The sequence below is a fragment of the Thiohalocapsa halophila genome (assembly GCF_016583825.1).
GTDB lineage: Bacteria > Pseudomonadota > Gammaproteobacteria > Chromatiales > Chromatiaceae > Thiohalocapsa > Thiohalocapsa halophila.
In genome coordinates this window covers 1-17692 of sequence record NZ_NRRV01000051.1, presented here as the reverse complement: position 1 = coordinate 17692, position 17692 = coordinate 1, and the positions used below count along the sequence as shown (strand labels likewise).

Below are 17692 nucleotides of genomic sequence, written 5' to 3'. Positions count from 1 at the left end.
AGGGCGCGCCCGCACCGCGCCGAGCGTCGGCCCTCGCCCCTCGGTCCTTGCGTCGCGGTGATGGCCGGCGGCACCGGCGGCCATGTGTTCCCAGCCCTCGCCGTGGCCGAGGTGCTGCGCGCGCGCGGCGCCGAGGTGTTCTGGATCGGCACCCGCGCCGGCATGGAGGCGCGCCTTGTGCCGGCGCAGGGCTTCGAGATGGAGTGGGTCGGTATCCAGGGCATACGCGGCAAGGGCGCCAAGGCCCTGCTGACGGCGCCTGTGAAGCTCGCCGCCGCCGTGCGTGCGGCCGCCGGCATCCTCAGCCGCCGCGGGGCGCGGGTGGTGCTGGGCATGGGCGGCTTCGTCGCCGGCCCCGGCGGGCTCGCGGCCAAGCTCCAGGGGCGGCGCCTGGTCATTCACGAGCAAAACAGCGTGCCCGGGCTCACCAACCAATGGCTGGCGCGGCTCGCGGACCGGGTGTTCGAGGCCTTCCCCGGCAGCTTCCCGGCCGCGCGGCGGGCGGAGGACAGCGGCAACCCGGTGCGCGCGGCAATCGCCGCGCTGCCCGCGCCCGCCCCGCGGCTCGCCGGGCGCAGCGGGGCGCCGCGGCTGCTGGTGGTGGGCGGCTCCCTCGGCGCCAAGGCGCTGAACGAGACGGTGCCGGCGGCGTTGACACTGCTGCCGTCGCAGGCGCGCCCGCAGGTGCGCCACCAGGCCGGCGAGAAGACCCTGGACATCGCCCGGGCGGCCTATGCCGAGGCCGGCGTCGCTGCCGAGATCACGCCCTTCATCGACGACATGGGGGCCGCCTATGCCTGGGCGGACCTGGTGGTCTGCCGCGCCGGGGCGCTGACGGTCTCGGAGATCGCCGCCGCCGGCGTGCCGGCCGTCTTCGTGCCCTTCCCCTATGCCGTGGACGACCACCAGGTGGGCAACGCCCACTGGCTCACGGATGCAGGTGCGGCGCGGCTTATCATCCAGAAGGACCTGACACCGGCGACGCTGGCCGAGCATCTGCGGGAGCTGCTGACGGATTCCGACAAGCGTCTGGCCATGGCCGAAGCGGGGCGCGCGAAGGCCAGGCTGGATGCCGCCGAGCGCATTGCTGATGCGTGCCTGGAGCTGGCGGGCGCCGCGGAGGGTCGCTCATGAGCCCGCACCGCACCCACAGCGCCAGCTACATGGGCCGGATGCGGCGCATCCACTTCGTCGGCGTCGGCGGTGCCGGCATGAGCGGCATCGCCGAGCTCATGGCGAACCTGGGCTATGCGGTCCAGGGCTCGGACCGCCGCGACAGCGCGGTGACCGACCGCCTGCGCGGGCTCGGTGTGGAGATCTTCATCGGCCACGCGGCCGGCCACGTGGCCGAGGTGGATGCCGTGGTGGTCTCCACCGCCATCGACCCGAGCAACCCGGAATTGCTGGCCGCGCGCGAGGCGCGCCTGCCGGTGGTGCGCCGGGCCGAGATGCTCGCCGAGCTCATGCGCTTCTACTACGGCGTGGCCGTCGCCGGCACCCACGGCAAGACCACCACCACCAGCCTGATTGCGAGCGTGCTCGCCGAAGGCGACCTGGACCCGACCTTCGTCATCGGCGGCCTGCTCAACAGCGCCGGCGCCAACGCCCGCCTCGGCACCAGCAAATACCTGGTGGCCGAGGCTGACGAGAGCGACGCGTCCTTCCTGTTTCTGCAGCCGATGCTGGCGGTGGTGACCAACGTCGACGCCGACCACATGCACACCTACGGCGGCGACTTCAATCGGCTGCGCAGCACCTTCGTCGAGTTCCTGCACCACCTGCCCTTCTACGGTCTGGCGGTGCTCTGCGTGGACGACGACGAGCTGGCCTCGCTGCTGCCCCTGATCGCCCGGCCGGTGATGACCTACGGCACCCGCGCCGATGCCGACGTGCGTGCCGCCAACATCCGCCAGCAGGGCACGCGCATGCTCTTCGACGCCCATCTGCCGGGCGGGGCGGTGCTGGCGGTGGAGCTGAGCCTACCCGGGCGGCACAACATGCTGAACGCGCTGGCGGCCATCGCCGTGGGCCTGGAGCTGGGCGTCGACGCGGACGCCATCCGCCGTGCGCTGGCCGCCTTCCAGGGCGTGGGCCGGCGCTTTGTCGTCAGCCATTGCGACATCCGCGGCGGGCGTGACGTCACCCTGATCGACGACTACGGCCACCACCCCACGGAGCTCGCCGCCACCATGGCCGCTGCCCGCGGCAGCTGGCCCAAGCGGCGGCTGGTGCTGGTGTTTCAGCCGCATCGCTACACCCGCACCCAGGAGCAGTTCGACGACTTCGTGCACGTCCTCTCGGAGCCCGATCAGCTGGTGCTCTGCGAGGTCTACCCCGCCGGAGAGCAGCCCATCGTCGGCGCCGACGGTCGCAGCCTGGCCCGCGCCATTCGGGCGCGCGGTCGGGTCGATCCCTGCTTCGCCCAGGACCTGGACGAGGTCGTCGAGCTGCTGGACGCCACCCTCGCCGACGGCGATGTGGTGCTGGTGGCCGGCGCCGGCGACATCGGCGGTCTGGCGGCACGGCTGCCCAAGCTGCTGACGGCGGAGGACGAGGATGCAGGCTGAATGCGCGTCTGCCGCCAAGATGCTGTTGCGCAGCCGCCACTCGGGCAGCCTGCGCCTGCGGCTCGGCTGCGGGGAGCCGCTGCACGGGCGCCTACAAGACGCAACCGCCCACCGCCCGCAGTCACCGGCGCCGCCGCCACCGCCGGGCCTGGAGCGCGCACCGGCATGACAAGCACCGGGCGCATGGGGCTGAGTGGTGAGCTGCGCGGAGAGCTGCGCCGGGACGAGCCGCTGGCGAAGCACACCAGCTGGCGCGTCGGCGGCCCTGCCATGCGCTTGTATCGGCCCGCGGACCGGGACGACCTGATCGCCTTCCTGCGTACCCTGGATGCCGACGAGCCCCTGCTCTGGCTCGGCCTCGGCAGCAACCTGCTCATCGACGACACCGGCTGGCCCGGCACCGTCATCGAGACCCAGGGCTGCCTCACGGCGATGGAGCAGGTCGAGCCCGGTCGGCTGCGCCTGGAAGCCGGCGTGTCCTGTGCCAAGGCGGCGCGCTTCGCCACCCGTGCCGGCCTGGTGGGGCTCGAGTTCTTCGCCGGCATCCCCGGCACCGTCGGCGGCGCGCTCGCCATGAACGCCGGTGCCTGGGGCGGTGAAACCTGGCCCCACGTGGCCCTGGTGCGCACGCTGGATCGCAGCGGCACGCTGCGCGAGCGCGGTCCGCAGGACTTCGAGGTGGGCTATCGGCACGTGGCAATGCCGGCCGGCGAGTGGTTCCTGGAGGCCGAGATGGTGCTGGAGCGCGGCGACACCGAAGCCGCCCAGGCCCGCATCAAAGAGCTGCTGGCCCGGCGCGCGGCCACCCAGCCCACGGGGCTGCCGAGCTGCGGCTCGGTGTTCCGCAACCCGCCGGGGGATCACGCGGCCCGGCTCATCGAGGCCTGCGGCCTCAAGGGCCTGCGCATCGGCGCTGCCGAGGTCTCACCGAAGCACGCGAACTTCATCATCAACACCGGCAACGCCGAGGCGCGGGACATCGCGCGGCTCATCGATCACGTGCGCGCGGAGGTGGAGCGCCGCCACGGCGTCCGGCTGATACCCGAGGTGCGTCGGGTGGGGGATTTCCAATCATGACGCTGGATTCGGCCCAATTCGGCAAGGTGGCCCTGCTGCTCGGCGGGCAGGCGGCGGAACGCGACATCTCACTCAAGAGCGGTGCCGCCGTGGGTGCTGCGCTCAGGCGTGCAGGCGTGGATGTGCAGGACATCGACCCGGGCCCGGACGTGCTGGAGGTCTTGCGCGACGGCGCCTTCGACCGCGCCTTCATCATCCTCCATGGCCGCGGCGGCGAGGACGGGCAGATCCAGGGCGCGCTCGAGTGCATCGGTATGCCCTACACGGGCTCCGGCGTGCTGGGCTCGGCCATCGGCATGGACAAGTACCGCACCAAGCTGCTGTGGGCCGGTGCTGGTGTGCCGACCGCGGATTTCGTGCTGCTGCATGGCGAGGCGGACCTGGGCGCCGCCGAGCGGCTCGGCTTCCCGCTCATGATCAAGCCCTCCCAGGAGGGCTCCAGCATCGGCATGGCCAAGGCCGAGAGTCCGGTGGCCCTGGCCGAGACCTGGCGCGCCGCGGCGAAGTACGACCGCATCGTGCTCGCCGAGCGCTGGCTGCCTGGGGCCGAGTACACCTGTGCCATCCTCGGCGGCGAGGCCCTGCCATTGATCCGCCTGGAGACGCCGAACAGCTTCTACGACTACGAAGCCAAGTACTTCTCCGACACCACCAGCTACCACTGCCCCTGCGGTCTGCCGGCGGCTCGGGAGTCGGAGCTGCAGGCGCTCTGCCTGCGCGCCTTCGACGCCGTCGGCGCCTCCGGCTGGGGGCGGGTGGACTTCATGCTGGACGCCGTCGGCGAGCCCATGCTGCTGGAGGTGAACACGGTACCAGGCATGACCGACCACAGCCTGGTGCCCATGGCCGCCAAGGCCGCCGGCATCGACTTCGATACCCTGTGTCTGCGCATCCTGGAGACCACGCTGCCGGAGCGCGCGCGGTGAGCAGTCCGCAGACACAGGCTCCGGTGGCCCATGCGGCGGCGGCCATGGCGGCGACCCCGCCACCGAGCAGCGGCGCGCTCATTGCCCGGCTGCTCACCGCGCTGGCCATCATTGCCGCGCTCATCGGGGCCGGCGCACTAGCCCTGGATTGGGAGCCGCGGCTGCTGCCCATCCGCGTGGTCACCGTGGACGGCGAGATGCACGGGCTGTCACGGGAGTCGCTGAAGCAGACCATCGGCGAGCACATCGACGGCGGCATCCTGACCCAGGACCTGGTAGCGCTGCAGCAGCGCGTGGAAGACCTGCCCTGGATTCATCGCGCCAGCGTGCGCCGTGTCTGGCCGGACCGGCTGGTGTTCTCGGTCAGCGAGCACGAGGCCATGGCGCAGTGGGGCGACAACGGCCTGGTGACCAAGGACGGGATCGTCTTCCGTCCCCGCGATGGCCGGCTGCCGGCCGGGCTGGTGCGCCTCGACGGCGCCGACGCCATGGCGTCCGAAGTGGTGGCGCGTTACCGGCGCTGGCATCCGAAGCTCGCCGAGCTCGGGCTCATCATCGACGCCGTGGTGCGCAACGCCCGTGGTGACTGGACGCTCACGCTCCTCGGCGGCACCGAGCTGTATTTGGGCACGGACGACATCGAGGCTCGCTTCCAGCGCCTGCTCGCCGCCTACCCGCAGGTGGAGGCCATCGGCATCCCCACCCGCATCGATCTGCGCTACACCAACGGCTTCGCGGTGCGCTGGGTGCCGCGCGCCGATGCCCGGCCCGAGCGCGTGGCCGCAAACATTTCACGGGAACGGAGCTGACTGGCATGCCCAGACGTAGTGAGAAGAACCTCCTAGTGGGACTCGACATCGGCACTTCGAAGGTGGTCGCCCTGGTGGGCGAGCTGAAGGCCGACGACACCATCGAGATCATCGGCATTGGCACCCATTCCTCCCACGGCCTGAAGAAGGGCGTGGTCGTGGACATCGAGTCGACGGTGCAGTCCATCCAGCGCGCCGTCGAAGAAGCGGAGCTGATGGCCGGCTGCGAGATCCACTCGGTGCACGCCGGCATCGCCGGCAGCCATGTGCGCAGCTTAAACAGCCACGGCATCACCGCGATCAAGGACCACGAGGTGGTGCAGGCGGACGTGGACCGGGTCATCGACGCGGCCCGCGCCGTGGCCATTCCCGCGGACCAGAAGATCCTCCACATCCTGCCCCAGGAATTCATCATCGACGACCAGGAGGGCATCCGCGAGCCCATCGGCATGTCCGGCGTGCGCCTGGAGGCGCGGGTGCACATGGTCACGGGGGCCGTGAGCGCCGCCCAGAACATCGTCAAGTGCATCCGCCGCTGCGGCCTGGAGGTGGACGACCTGGTGCTGGGGCAGCTCAGCTCCAGCTACGCCGTGCTCGGCGACGACGAGAAGGAGCTCGGCGTCTGCCTCGTGGATATGGGCGGCGGCACCACCGACATGGCCGTGTTCACCGACGGCGCCATCCGCCACACCGCCTGTATCCCCATCGCCGGGGACCAGGTCACCAACGACATCGCAGTGGCCCTGCGCACGCCCACCCAGCACGCCGAGGACATCAAGGTCCGCCACGGCTGTGCGCTGTCCTCCCGCGGCGTCAACGAGGACATCGAGGTGCCGAGCATCGGCGAGCGCCCTGCGCGCCAGCTCTCCCGCCAGACCCTCGCCGAGGTCGTCGAGCCCCGCTACGAGGAGCTTCTGACGCTGCTGCAGGGGGAGCTGCGGCGCAGCGGCTTCGAGGACCTGGTCGCCGGCGGCGTCGTGCTCACCGGCGGCGCCGCGAAGATGGAGGGCCTACTGGAGCTGGCCGAAGACGTGTTCCACATGCCGGTGCGCTTAGGCGTGCCCCAGTACGTTACCGGCCTCGAGGACAGCATCGCCGACCCGGTCTACGCGACCGGGGTCGGCCTGCTCATCTATGCGCAGCAGCACCGCTTCTCCGCGGGCTCCGAATATGCGGAAGCCCAGGGGCTCTGGGGACGAATGCGGCGCTGGCTCGGTGGATAAAGGCGGCACAAAGAACCGCCGCCGGTCGCTGCGCCTCGGGCGGCAGCGGCCGGCATCGATAAGGGGGAAGCAAACAAGCGCGGGGTCTCCTGCCCCGCCGGCCGCAGGATGGCGAAAGCGCACACCGCCTGGCGAGAGCGCGCGGTGGCGATAGGAGTCGGGCGTACCCACCCCGCGGCCCGAGGGGACGGCAGATCCGGCAGGCAATAGCCAACAGCAACACCAGAGGCAACGCATCATGTTCGAGCTCATGGATACCCAGACCCAAACCGCAGTCATCAAAGTCATCGGCGTCGGCGGCGGCGGCGGCAACGCTGTCAATCACATGGCCGCCGCCAACATCGAAGGCGTCGACTTCATTTGCTGCAACACCGACGCCCAAGCACTCGACAACGCCACCGTCAAAACCATCCTCCAGCTCGGTGCCGGCATCACCAAGGGCCTGGGGGCCGGGGCCGATCCGGACATCGGGCGCAAGGCGGCCGAAGAAGACCGCGATCGCATCAAAGACGCCCTGGAGGGCGCGGACATGGTGTTCATTACCGCCGGCATGGGCGGCGGCACCGGCACCGGTGCCGCACCCGTGGTGGCCGAGGTGGCCCGCGAGCTCGGCATCCTGACGGTGGCCGTGGTCACCAAGCCCTTTCCGTTCGAGGGCGGCAAGCGCGGCAAGACCGCCAGCACCGGTATCGACGAGCTGGGCAAGCACGTGGACTCCCTCATCACCATCCCGAACGAGAAGCTCCTGCAGGTGCTGGGCAAGGAGATGACCCTGCTCAGCGCCTTCAGCGCCGCCAACGACGTGCTGTTGAACGCCACCCAGGGCATCGCCGAGCTGATTACCCGGCCCGGTCTCATCAATGTCGACTTCGCCGACGTCAAGACGGTCATGTCCGAGATGGGTGTATCCATGATGGGCACGGGTGCCGCGAGCGGCGAGAACCGCGCCCGTGAGGCCGCCGAGGCCGCCATCAACAGCCCGCTGTTGGAGGACATCAACCTCGCCGGGGCGCGCGGCATCCTGGTGAACATCACCGCCGGCCTGAGTCTGTCCATCGGTGAGTTCGACGAGGTGGGCAACACGGTGCGCGACTTCGCCGACGACGATGCCACCGTCGTGGTGGGCACCGTCATCGACCCGGAGCTGGAGGACGAGCTGCGCGTCACCGTGGTGGCCACCGGGCTCGGCGGGCGCCAGGCCGGGATGGCCGCCGATGAGCCCAAGATGCGCTTGGTGAACAGCCGCGACGGCGAGGGCGTGACGCCGGACTACCGCGACATGGACCAGCCCGCTTATATCCGCAACAAGCGGGTGGCGGCCGCCGGCGGCGGTGGCGGCGACCAGGGGTCGGACCTCGACTACCTGGACATTCCGGCCTTCCTGCGACGTCAGGCGGACTGATGCGCGAGCCCGGCCGGGGCGTGCGTGACCGCGCGCGCCGGCCGCTCGCCCCGACCACGCCCCGGACGGCGGTGAGCGATCACCGTCGCCCGGGCCAGGCCAACGGGTTGATCTAGGACAATCCCTAGCTTCGTAACACGAGGAAAAACAGTCGTTTCTCTTGCAGTCGCACTCGGTGCTTGATAAAAATCCGGGAAATCCCTAACCTATGCCTGTGGGAGGGGTTGCGCGGCGTGGGCCTTAGGCTGCGTCCGACCCCCGGAACAGAGCACCAACCGGATCCGATCCGGGCGGTTCCACCTGGACGGCCCCGAGCGGGACGCTGGGACCAAGCGACGAGGGGAGCGACAGTGATCCGTCAACGCACGTTGAAGAACGTCATCCGCGCCACGGGCGTTGGGCTGCACACCGGCACCAAGGTGTATCTCACCCTGCGTCCAGCCGCGGCCGACACCGGCATCGTGTTCCGGCGGGTCGATCTGGATCCACCCGTCGATATTACCGCATGTCCCGCGCGGGTGGGAGATACGCGGCTGTCCACCACACTGGAAGCCGACGGCGCGCGGATCTCCACCGTCGAGCATTTGCTCTCGGCCTTCGCCGGACTCGGCATCGACAACGCTTATGTCGACGTCAGCGCCGGTGAGGTGCCCATCATGGACGGCAGCGCCGGTCCCTTCGTCTTTCTGCTGCAATCGGCAGGCATCGAAGAGCAGAACCGCCCCAAGCGCTTCATCCGCATCAAGCGCACCGTCTCTGTCGAGGACGGTGACAAGCTGGCCCGTTTCGAGCCCTTCGAGGGCTTCCGCGTGGGCTTTTCCATCGACTTCGAGCACCCCGCTTTCACCTCCCGCGTGCAGTCCGCCGTGGTGGATTTCTCCAGCACCTCTTTCGTGAGAGAGGTGAGCCGGGCCCGGACCTTCGGCTTCCTGCGCGACATCGAAGCCCTGCGCGAGCAGAACCTCGCCTTGGGCGGCAGCCTCGACAATGCCGTGGTGGTGGACGACTACCGCGTGCTCAACGATGACGGCCTGCGCTACGAAGACGAATTCGTCAAGCACAAGATCCTCGACGCCATCGGCGACCTCTACTTGCTGGGCCGTCCCCTCATCGGTGCCTTCATCGGACACAAATCCGGCCACGCGCTGAACAATCGGCTGCTGCGGGCCTTGCTCGCGCAGGAAGACGCCTGGGAAGAGGTCACTTTCGAGGATGCCGACTCGGTGCCTATCCGGTTCGGCCAGCCCGCCCTGGCGGGCTGAGTCGCCAGCACCAGCCGGCCGGCGCCGCCTGTGGCCGCACCAGATCAGCCCGCGGCATCGGCCCGCGGCGCGCGGCGCAGTGTCTCGGCGAGGCGGCGCAAGCTGCCGGCAAGGGGCGTGTCGCCGAGGGCGGCTGCGGTGTGCTCCAGGGTTTGGGCGGCCTGACGGGTCGTCGGCGCCTCGGGCGCATCGCCGGCGCGCGGTGTTGGCGCCAGCGCAGGCAGGGCTGGCGTCGGCTGGGCGCGGACGCGGCAGTCGGTAACCGCGTCACCGGCTGCGGCGAGCGCCGGCAAGAACTGAGGCGAGAGAAACCTCAGTCGATCCACCCAAGCGGGGGAATCACAAACCAACGTCAGCAGACCCTCGTCGAGGGATGCCTGCGTGCAGTGGCGGGCGACGGACGCCGGCAGCAGCGCGCGCACGCGTGAGAGCAGCGCGTCGCGCCGCTCGATTTCGGCCAGCAGCGCCGCGGCGGCGTCGCTGCCCTGAAGGAACCGACGAACGTGTCGGGCGCGGGTCGGCATGGAAGGCTCCGCGGTATGACAGGAGCGGCCCACTGGAAGATCCGTGTACTGCTCCGTCCGATGACAAGACCTTGGGGGGCGAGCAGCCGACAGGGCCCAGCTCGCGGACAAGCAAACTCCGATAAGAGCGTAGCAGCAGATGCAAAAAGCAACGACACCCAGCCCATTGCGGGCGGCCGGTCAGACCTCGGTTTTCCTGCTGGTGATCATGGCGGCGGCCCTGGTGGCCGGCGGCATCGGCTTTTGGCTCGGCAAGTACCGCATCGCCGAGGCCGACCTCGCCGCCGCCGCAAGGACGGCCCCGCCGCCGGCGGCTGACCCCTCGGCGGCGCGGGCCGCCGCCGACATCGATGCCGTCGCCGCCCGGGTCGGGGCGCTGCAGGCAGAGATCATGCGCATCAATGCCCTCGGCCAGCGGTTGGTGGAAATGGCCGGTCTGGACGAAGAAGAGTTCGACTTTGCCAATCCGGCGCCGGCGGGCGGTCCGGACGAGGCCGTACTGCACAAGACCAGCGTTGAAAACGTCGCGCAGGATCTGGCGAAGGTGCTGTCGGAGCTGGATGACCGCAAGCGCAAGCTGGTGCTCCTGGAGACGCTCATCATGGAGCGGGACCTCAAGCGCCACAGCACGCCGGAGGGCTGGCCGCTGCGCATCGGCGGCGTGGTGACCTCCAAGTTCGGCTACCGCCGGCATCCCATCACCGGCCGTCGCAGTATGCACAAGGGCATCGATATCGCTGCCAAGCACGGCACCGATATCGTTGCCATGGCCGACGGTATCGTCATTTTCTCTGGCCGCAAGGGCGGTTACGGTAAGATCGTCGAGGTGCGCCACGCCAACGGGCTCGAGACCCGGTACGCGCACAACCACCGTAACCTGATAACAGAAGGTGACATGGTGCGCAAGGGCCAAGTCATCGCCAAGCTCGGCTCCACGGGTCGCTCCACGGGGCCGCACATCCACTTCGAAGTCCGGCGCAACGGCGAGGCGGTCAACCCGATGCAGTATCTGGACCTGAGCAAGAAGTCCCGCGTCGCACGCCTCTGACGCCTGATCGGGCGCTCCATCGAGCGCGCCCGCCCGACGCCGCGCCCGCCGCCAGGCGGGCGCGGCGTCGTTGCGTTTCCGTAACCTAGCACCACCAGCGCGTCGTCCCTCCTTCCGGTATCCTGTAGAGATTTCTTCACGCCGCTGAGGTCCCTTCGCGGGCAAGTCATGGGTATCAACGTCTTCAAGAAGCTCTTCGGCAGCCGCAACGACCGCATGGTCAAGAAGCTGCTCAAGACCGCCGAGTCCATCAACGCCCTGGAAGACGCGCTCGGGCGCTCGAGCGACGCCGAGCTGCGCGGGCGCATCGAGCGGCTGCGCGAGCGCGCCAGCGCCGGGACAGGGCTGGACGACCTGCTGGATGAGACCTTCGCCGTCGTGCGCGAGGCCGGCAAGCGCGTACTGGGCATGCGCCACTTCGACGTCCAGCTGGTGGGCGGCATGGTCCTGCACGACGGCAAGATCGCCGAGATGCGCACCGGCGAGGGCAAGACCCTGGTCGCGACGCTCTCGGCTTGTCTCAATGCCCTGCCCGCCAAGGGCGTGCACGTGGTCACGGTCAATGATTACCTCGCTCGCCGCGACGCCGCCTGGATGGGGCAAATCTACGACTTTCTCGGCCTCACCGTCGGCGTCATCAACAGCTCCGGCGGCGGCAGCCCGGATACGGCGTCCTTCATTTACGACGCGGCCTTCGAGCCCGCGCAGGGCGAGGCCGGCTACCGCCATCTGCGCCCCTGCACCCGGCGCGACGCCTACGGGGCCGATATCACCTACGGCACCAACAACGAGTTCGGCTTCGACTACCTGCGTGACAACATGGCCTTCACGCCGGACCAGCGGGTGCAGCGCGATCCCTTCTACGCCATCGTCGACGAGGTGGACTCCATCCTCATCGACGAGGCGCGCACGCCGCTGATCATCTCCGGTCCGTCCGAGGGCAGCACGGATCTGTACAAGCAGATCGACCATATCATCCCGACCCTGACCCGCCAGGAGCCCATCAAGAACGAAGAGGGCCAGCCGGACTTCGGCCCCGGGGACTTCTCCGTGGACGAGAAGTCGCGGCAGGTCTACCTGAGCGAGGAGGGCCACGAGAAGGTCGAGGCCATGCTCACGGACATGGGCCTGCTCGGCGAGGGCGAGAGCCTCTACGACGCCTCCCACATCGTGCTCATGCACCATGTCTATGCGGCGCTGCGGGCGCACGCGTTGTTTCAGAAGAACGTGGACTACATCGTCCGCGACGGGCAGATCATCATCGTCGATGAGTTCACCGGCCGCACCATGCCCGGCCGGCGCTGGTCCGAGGGGCTGCACCAGGCCGTGGAGGCCAAGGAGGGCGTGCCCATCCAGCCCGAGAACCAGACGATGGCGTCCATCACCTTCCAGAATCTGTTCCGGCTCTACCCCAAGCTCGCCGGTATGACGGGCACCGCGGATACCGAGGCCTACGAGTTCCAGAGCATCTACGGTTTGGAAGTGGTCGTGATCCCCACCCACATGCCCATGGTGCGCGACGACCGCGGCGACCTGGTCTACCTGACCCAGGAGGAGAAGTACCGGGCCATCATCGATGACATCAAGGACTGCGTCGAGCGCGGGCAGCCGGCCCTGGTGGGCACGGCTTCCATCGACACCTCGGAGCTGGTCTCCAAGCTCTTGAGTCAAGAGCAAATCGATCACGAGGTCCTGAATGCCAAGCAGCATGAGCGCGAGGCGGGCATCGTCGCCCGCGCCGGCGAGCCGGGCGCCGTGACCATTGCCACCAACATGGCCGGCCGCGGCACGGACATCGTGCTCGGCGGCAACCTCGACGCCGAGCTGGAAGAGGTCGACGACGCCGCCGAGCGCGAGCGCATCAAGACCGATTGGCAGGCCCGCCACCAGCGCGTCATCGCCGCCGGCGGCCTGCATGTCATCGGCACCGAGCGTCACGAGTCCCGGCGCATCGACAACCAGCTGCGCGGGCGCTCCGGCCGCCAGGGCGATCCGGGCAGCTCGCGCTTCTATCTGTCGCTGAAAGACAACTTGATGCGCATCTTCGCCTCCGAGAAGGTCGGCAACATGATGCAGCGCCTCGGTATGCAGGAGGGCGAGGCCATCGAGCATCCCTGGGTCACCAAGGCCATCGAGAACGCCCAGCGCAAGGTGGAGGGGCGCAACTTCGACATCCGCAAGCAGCTGTTGGAGTACGACGACGTCGCCAACGACCAGCGCAAGGTCATCTACGAGCAGCGCCGCGAGCTCATGGACGGCGAGGACATCTCCGAGACGGTCGCCGCCATGCGCGAGGACGTGCTGACCAACCTGATCAACGGCTATATCCCGCCGCAGAGCTTGGAAGAGCAATGGGACGTGCCCGGGCTGTCCGAGGCGCTGGCGGAGTTCTTCGGCGGTGATTGGCCCATACAGCAATGGCTGGACGAGGATCACGATCTGCACGAGGAGACCCTGCGGCGGCGCATCGCCGACACCGTCGCCGGCTACTACGCCGAGAAGGAGAAGCTCGTCGGCGCCGACACCATGCGCCAGATCGAAAAGGCGGTGATGCTGCAGACCCTGGACAGTCAGTGGAAGGACCACCTGGCACAGATGGACTACCTGCGCCAGGGCATCCACCTGCGCGGCTACGCACAGAAAAACCCCAAGCAGGAGTACAAGCGCGAAGCCTTCGAGATGTTCTCGGCCATGCTCGCGAACATCAAGCAAGAGGTCGTGCGTACCCTCTCGCGCATGCAGGTGCGCTCGCCGGAGGACGTGGCGCCGGCGGAGCCCCGCCAACAGGACTTCCAGTTCAAGCACGAGGCCTTCTCCGGGCTGGACGCCGCCGCCGAGCCCGCAGCCGCCGGCAGCGGTCAGCCGGCGGGCGAGGGGGCACAGCAGGCCCAGGCGGCCGCCGCCGGGCAGCAAACGGCGCCGGGCGCCGACCATCAGCCCTATGTGCGCGGTGAGCGCAAGGTGGGCCGCAACGAGCCCTGTCCCTGCGGGTCCGGCAAGAAATACAAGCAGTGCCACGGCAAGATGGCCTGAGCCCGGTGGCGACACTGCGTATTGCCGGTGTGCGCCTCGCCGCCGGGGCCGCCGGTATTCGTTATCAGGGGCGCGACGACCTGGTGCTCCTCGCGCTGCCGCCGGGGGCGGAAACGGCGGCGGTCTTCACCACCAACGCCTTCTCCGCGGCGCCGGTGCAGCTGGCCCGGCACCACCTCGCCCAGACGCCGCCGCGGTGGCTGCTGATCAACTCGGGTAATGCCAACGCCGGCACCGGCGCCCGCGGCCTCGCGGATGCCGAGACCTGCTGTACGGCGCTGGCTGCCGCGGGCGACTGCGCCCCGGAAGAGGTCCTGCCGTTTTCCACCGGGGTCATCGGCGAATACCTGCCCGTGGAGCGCATCGCCGCAGCGCTGCCGGCGCTGGTGGCCGGGCTGCGCGAGGATGGCTGGGCTGACGCCGCCAGCGCCATCATGACCACGGACACCAGACCCAAGACGGCCACCGCCCGCTGCGATGTCGGTGGCCGGGAGGCGACGGTGGTGGGCATGGCCAAGGGCGCGGGCATGATCCGCCCGGACATGGCCACCATGCTCGCCTTTCTGGCCACGGATGCCGCGGTACCGCGGGCTCTGCTGGAGCGGATGCTGCGTGAGGCCGTCGCCGACAGCTTCAACGCTATCAGTATCGACGGCGACACCTCCACCAACGATGCCTGTGTGCTCTGCGCCGCCGGCACCCTGGACGCCCCGGCGGTGACCGAGGGCACGGCGGCGGCGGACGCCTTGGCCGCCGCCGTGCGAGCGGTTTGTGACGAGCTCGCCACGGCCATCGTCCGTGACGGCGAGGGGGCGAGCAAGCTGGTGACCCTGGAGGTGGCGGAGGCGGCGACCCGCGCCGAGGCCCGCGCCGTCGCCGACACCATCGCCCACTCGCCGCTGGTGAAGACGGCGCTCTTCGCGTCCGATCCCAACTGGGGGCGCATCCTCGCCGCCGTCGGCCGCGCCGGCGTGTCCGGGCTCGACATCGAGCGGGTGCGCATCTGGCTCGACGACTGCCTGATTGTCAGACGCGGCGGTCGCGACGCCGGTTACACCGAGGCCGCCGGGCGCGCCGTCATGGCCCGCGACGCCTTTTGCATCCGCGTGGCGCTGGGGCGGGGCGAGGCCGCAGCCCGGCTGCTCACCTGCGACCTGAGCTACGACTATGTCCGGATCAACGCCGAGTACCGGACCTGACACCGAGCCCGCTGCCCCCCAGCGCCGAATCCATGTCGCCGCGGGCGCCCTGTTGGACGCGACGGGCCGGGTGCTGGTGACCCGGCGCCCCGGCAATGTCCATCAGGGGGGCTTATGGGAATTTCCCGGCGGCAAGCTGGAGCCCGGCGAGGTGGCCTGGGCGGCGCTGGTGCGCGAGCTGCGCGAGGAGCTGGGTGTCGAAGTGCAGGCGGGGCGCCCGCTGATCCGCGTCCACCACGACTACGGCGACCGCCGCGTGGTGCTGGAGGTCTTCCTGGTGTCGGCGTTTGCCGGTGAGCCCCGCGGACTGGAAGGCCAGCCGTTGGACTGGGTGGCCCCGGCGGCCATGGACCCGCTGCATTTCCCCGCCGCCGACAAGCCCATCATCGACGCCCTGCGCCTGCCGCCGCGCTATCTCATCACCGGCCCGGACCCCTGCGATGTGCCCGGCTTCCTGTGCCGCCTAGAGACCTCTCTGGCAGCCGGCATCGAGCTGGTGCAATTGCGCGCCCACGCCATCGACGACCCGGCCTACCGCGAGCTGGCCCGCAAAGCATTCGACCTGTGCGAGGCGGCGGGCGCCAAGCTGCTGCTGAATCGCGACCCGCAGCGGGTGGCCGATCTGTCCGCGCACGGGCTGCACCTGCAAGCGGCGGCGCTTCGGCGGCAGCGGGAGCGCCCGGCGGATGTCGCCTTGCTCGGCGCCTCCTGCCACGACGCGGCGGAGCTCGATCGGGCCGCTGCGCTGGGGCTGGACTATGCGCTGCTGGGCCCGGTCATGCCAACGACGACGCATCCGCAGGCCGCCACCCTGGGCTGGCCCGGCTTCGCGGCGCTCGCCGATCGGGCTGCGCTGCCGGTGTATGCCCTCGGCGGCTTGTCCGAGGGCGATCTGCAGCGGAGCTTCGCCCATGGTGCCCAGGGGGTCGCGGCGATCTCCGGCTTTTGGCGCGCCGACTGACGCCACCATCGGTGCCGGTCGCCTGACGGTCATGGAGCGGGCCGCCATTGCAGCGACGGACGCCCTGGAGCTGGCTCGCTTCATTGGATCTTCACGCAGCGTCAACATCAACGCAACAATCGCAGGCCACCATGAGCGGTATTTAAACCCGCAGTGGTGGTTGGTATGCGTGCAGAGCCGAGCGCCGGCAACGTCGAGCGCCTTCATCCCCTCAAATACCGCAGCATCTGGATCTCGGATGTCCATTTGGGCTTTCGTGGCTGCCAAGCGGAATTCCTGCTGGACTTCCTGCAAGCGAGCGAATGCCGCCAGCTCTATTTGGTCGGAGATATCATCGATCTCTGGGCCATGAAGAGCGGCGTGCATTGGCCGCAGTCCCACAACAACGTCGTGCGGGCCGTTCTGGACAAGGCGCGCAGCGGTACCGAGGTGATCTATGTGCCCGGCAATCATGACGAAATCTTGCGACCACACATCGGCAGCGATTTCGGCAACGTCGCCGTACGCGACGAGATCGTCCACACCACCTGCGACGGGCGCGAATTTCTGATCCTGCACGGTGACAAGTTCGACCACGTCGTCCAGCACGAGCGCTGGCTCGCGGTGCTCGGCGCCCATCTGTACGACCTGCTGCTGTCGGTGAATCACCGCTTGAATTGGATACGCCGGCGCCTCGGCATGGGCTATTGGTCACTCGCCGCGTATCTCAAGCACCGGGTCAAGGACGCCGTCAGTTACATCGGCGACTTCGAGCAGGCGGTGGCCGACGAGGCCAAGAGCCGCCAGGTCGACGGCATGATCTGCGGCCACATCCACCATGCCGAGATCCGCGAGATCGACGGCGTCACCTATTGCAATTGCGGCGACTGGGTGGAGAGCTGCACGGCATTGGTGGAGCACCACGACGGCACCATGGAGCTCTTGCGCTGGACCGAGGAGCAGGAGGTCCTGACCACCGAATGGCCCTTGTCCGCGACCGCGTCGGCGGCGATGGCCAAGGCGGGATGAGCCGGCGCCGTCAGTCTTCTTGCGCGGCGGCGGCGGCGGCGGCCAGCAGCCCCCGATAACGTGCCCAATCGAAGGCCGGCCCAGGGTCGGTTTTGCGCCCCGGGGCCACGTCGCTATGGCCGACGATGCGCTCAGGGGTGATGGCGGGAAAGCGCCGCATGATCTGCCTGGTGACCCTCGTGAGGCGCAGGTATTGGACGTCGGTGAAGGGCGTGTCATCGGTGCCCTCCAACTCGATACCGATGCCGTAGTCGTTGCACTCGGCCCGGCCCTGCCAGCACGAGCGCCCGGCATGCCAGGCCCGCTGCCATAGGTCCACGAACTGTAGCGTCTCGCCGTCCCGGCGGATGAACAGATGCGCCGAGACCGGGCTGCCCGCGACGGCGTCGAAGTAAGGATGCGCCGTCGGGTCCAGCTGTCCGCAAAAGAGCTGCTCCACCCATGGCCCGCCAAACTCCCCGGGCGGCAAGGAGATGTTGTGGATCACCAGCAGGTCGATGACGTTGCCCTCCGGACGCTCACCGAAGTGCGGCGATGCCACGCGGCGCACGCCATCGAGCCAGCCGTCCGAGTGCAATGCGTCCTGACGCGCCATGCCGCCCCCCAGTGTCGCCCCCCAGCACTGGGGCCAGCACTGGGGGGCGACACTGGGG

Annotated in this window: 16 protein-coding genes; 14 read left to right on the top strand and 2 right to left on the bottom strand. The window is 69.3% G+C overall.

The window, feature by feature from the left end; genetic code table 11:
- Positions 1-60: 60 nt before the first annotated feature.
- From murG to lpxC, 9 genes are all read left to right on the top strand, one after another.
- Positions 61-1134 (top strand): undecaprenyldiphospho-muramoylpentapeptide beta-N-acetylglucosaminyltransferase, encoded by a 1074-nt coding sequence (murG, locus tag CKO31_RS18020; protein WP_200240220.1) that lies wholly within the window; start codon positions 61-63, stop codon positions 1132-1134.
- Entirely contained in the window at positions 1131-2567 is a 1437-nt protein-coding gene (gene murC, locus CKO31_RS18015) for a UDP-N-acetylmuramate--L-alanine ligase (RefSeq protein WP_200240218.1), read from the top strand. Before murG ends, murC begins: the two co-directional genes overlap by 4 nt.
- The gene (locus CKO31_RS18010; protein WP_200240216.1) at positions 2557-2736 is read left to right on the top strand and encodes a hypothetical protein; all 180 of its coding nucleotides are present in this window, start codon (positions 2557-2559) and stop codon (positions 2734-2736) included. Before murC ends, CKO31_RS18010 begins: the two co-directional genes overlap by 11 nt.
- Positions 2733-3644, top strand: a complete 912-nt coding sequence (murB, locus tag CKO31_RS18005) for a UDP-N-acetylmuramate dehydrogenase (RefSeq protein ID WP_242475476.1) — start codon at positions 2733-2735, stop codon at positions 3642-3644. The genes CKO31_RS18010 and murB overlap by 4 nt, the downstream gene beginning before the upstream one ends.
- Positions 3641-4570: a D-alanine--D-alanine ligase gene (locus tag CKO31_RS18000; protein ID WP_200240214.1), complete on the top strand. Its 930-nt coding sequence runs from the start codon at positions 3641-3643 to the stop codon at positions 4568-4570. The genes murB and CKO31_RS18000 overlap by 4 nt, the downstream gene beginning before the upstream one ends.
- On the top strand, positions 4567-5379 hold the full coding sequence (locus CKO31_RS17995) for a cell division protein FtsQ/DivIB (protein ID WP_200240213.1): 813 nt from the start codon (positions 4567-4569) through the stop codon (positions 5377-5379). Before CKO31_RS18000 ends, CKO31_RS17995 begins: the two co-directional genes overlap by 4 nt.
- 5 nt (positions 5380-5384) lie before the next feature.
- Positions 5385-6602 carry a cell division protein FtsA gene (ftsA, locus tag CKO31_RS17990; protein ID WP_200240211.1) on the top strand — a complete coding sequence of 406 codons (1218 nt, stop codon included), beginning with the start codon at positions 5385-5387 and terminating at the stop codon, positions 6600-6602.
- A gap of 238 nt (positions 6603-6840) precedes the next feature.
- A complete protein-coding gene (gene ftsZ, locus CKO31_RS17985; protein ID WP_200240209.1) occupies positions 6841-8004 on the top strand; it encodes a cell division protein FtsZ in 1164 nt (387 codons plus the stop codon).
- Positions 8005-8354: 350 nt separating this feature from the next.
- Entirely contained in the window at positions 8355-9266 is a 912-nt protein-coding gene (gene lpxC / locus CKO31_RS17980; RefSeq protein WP_200240208.1) for a UDP-3-O-acyl-N-acetylglucosamine deacetylase, read from the top strand.
- A gap of 44 nt (positions 9267-9310) precedes the next feature.
- On the opposite strand, the gene CKO31_RS17975 is transcribed toward lpxC, so the two are convergent.
- Positions 9311-9790 carry a DciA family protein gene (locus CKO31_RS17975; RefSeq protein WP_200240186.1) on the bottom strand — a complete coding sequence of 160 codons (480 nt, stop codon included), beginning with the start codon at positions 9788-9790 and terminating at the stop codon, positions 9311-9313.
- Positions 9791-9929: 139 nt separating this feature from the next.
- Between CKO31_RS17975 and CKO31_RS17970 the strand changes: the two genes are divergently transcribed.
- The 5 genes from CKO31_RS17970 to CKO31_RS17950 all read left to right on the top strand — a co-directional run bounded on the left by CKO31_RS17970 (position 9930) and on the right by CKO31_RS17950 (position 17039).
- Positions 9930-10838, top strand: a complete 909-nt coding sequence (locus CKO31_RS17970; protein WP_200240185.1) for a M23 family metallopeptidase — start codon at positions 9930-9932, stop codon at positions 10836-10838.
- Between the two features lie 168 nt (positions 10839-11006).
- Positions 11007-13871, top strand: coding sequence for a preprotein translocase subunit SecA (gene secA / locus CKO31_RS17965; protein ID WP_200240183.1), 2865 nt, complete (start codon positions 11007-11009; stop codon positions 13869-13871).
- Complete coding sequence (gene argJ / locus CKO31_RS17960; protein WP_322789173.1) at positions 13850-15070, top strand: bifunctional glutamate N-acetyltransferase/amino-acid acetyltransferase ArgJ; 1221 nt, start codon at positions 13850-13852, stop codon at positions 15068-15070. The genes secA and argJ overlap by 22 nt, the downstream gene beginning before the upstream one ends.
- On the top strand, positions 15039-16031 hold the full coding sequence (locus tag CKO31_RS17955; RefSeq protein ID WP_200240181.1) for a Nudix family hydrolase: 993 nt from the start codon (positions 15039-15041) through the stop codon (positions 16029-16031). The genes argJ and CKO31_RS17955 overlap by 32 nt, the downstream gene beginning before the upstream one ends.
- Positions 16032-16196: 165 nt before the next feature.
- The gene (locus tag CKO31_RS17950) at positions 16197-17039 is read left to right on the top strand and encodes a UDP-2,3-diacylglucosamine diphosphatase (RefSeq protein WP_200240180.1); all 843 of its coding nucleotides are present in this window, start codon (positions 16197-16199) and stop codon (positions 17037-17039) included.
- A gap of 10 nt (positions 17040-17049) precedes the next feature.
- On the opposite strand, the gene ampD is transcribed toward CKO31_RS17950, so the two are convergent.
- Complete coding sequence (ampD, locus tag CKO31_RS17945; RefSeq protein ID WP_200240178.1) at positions 17050-17634, bottom strand: 1,6-anhydro-N-acetylmuramyl-L-alanine amidase AmpD; 585 nt, start codon at positions 17632-17634, stop codon at positions 17050-17052.
- Between the last annotated feature and the right edge of the window lie 58 nt (positions 17635-17692).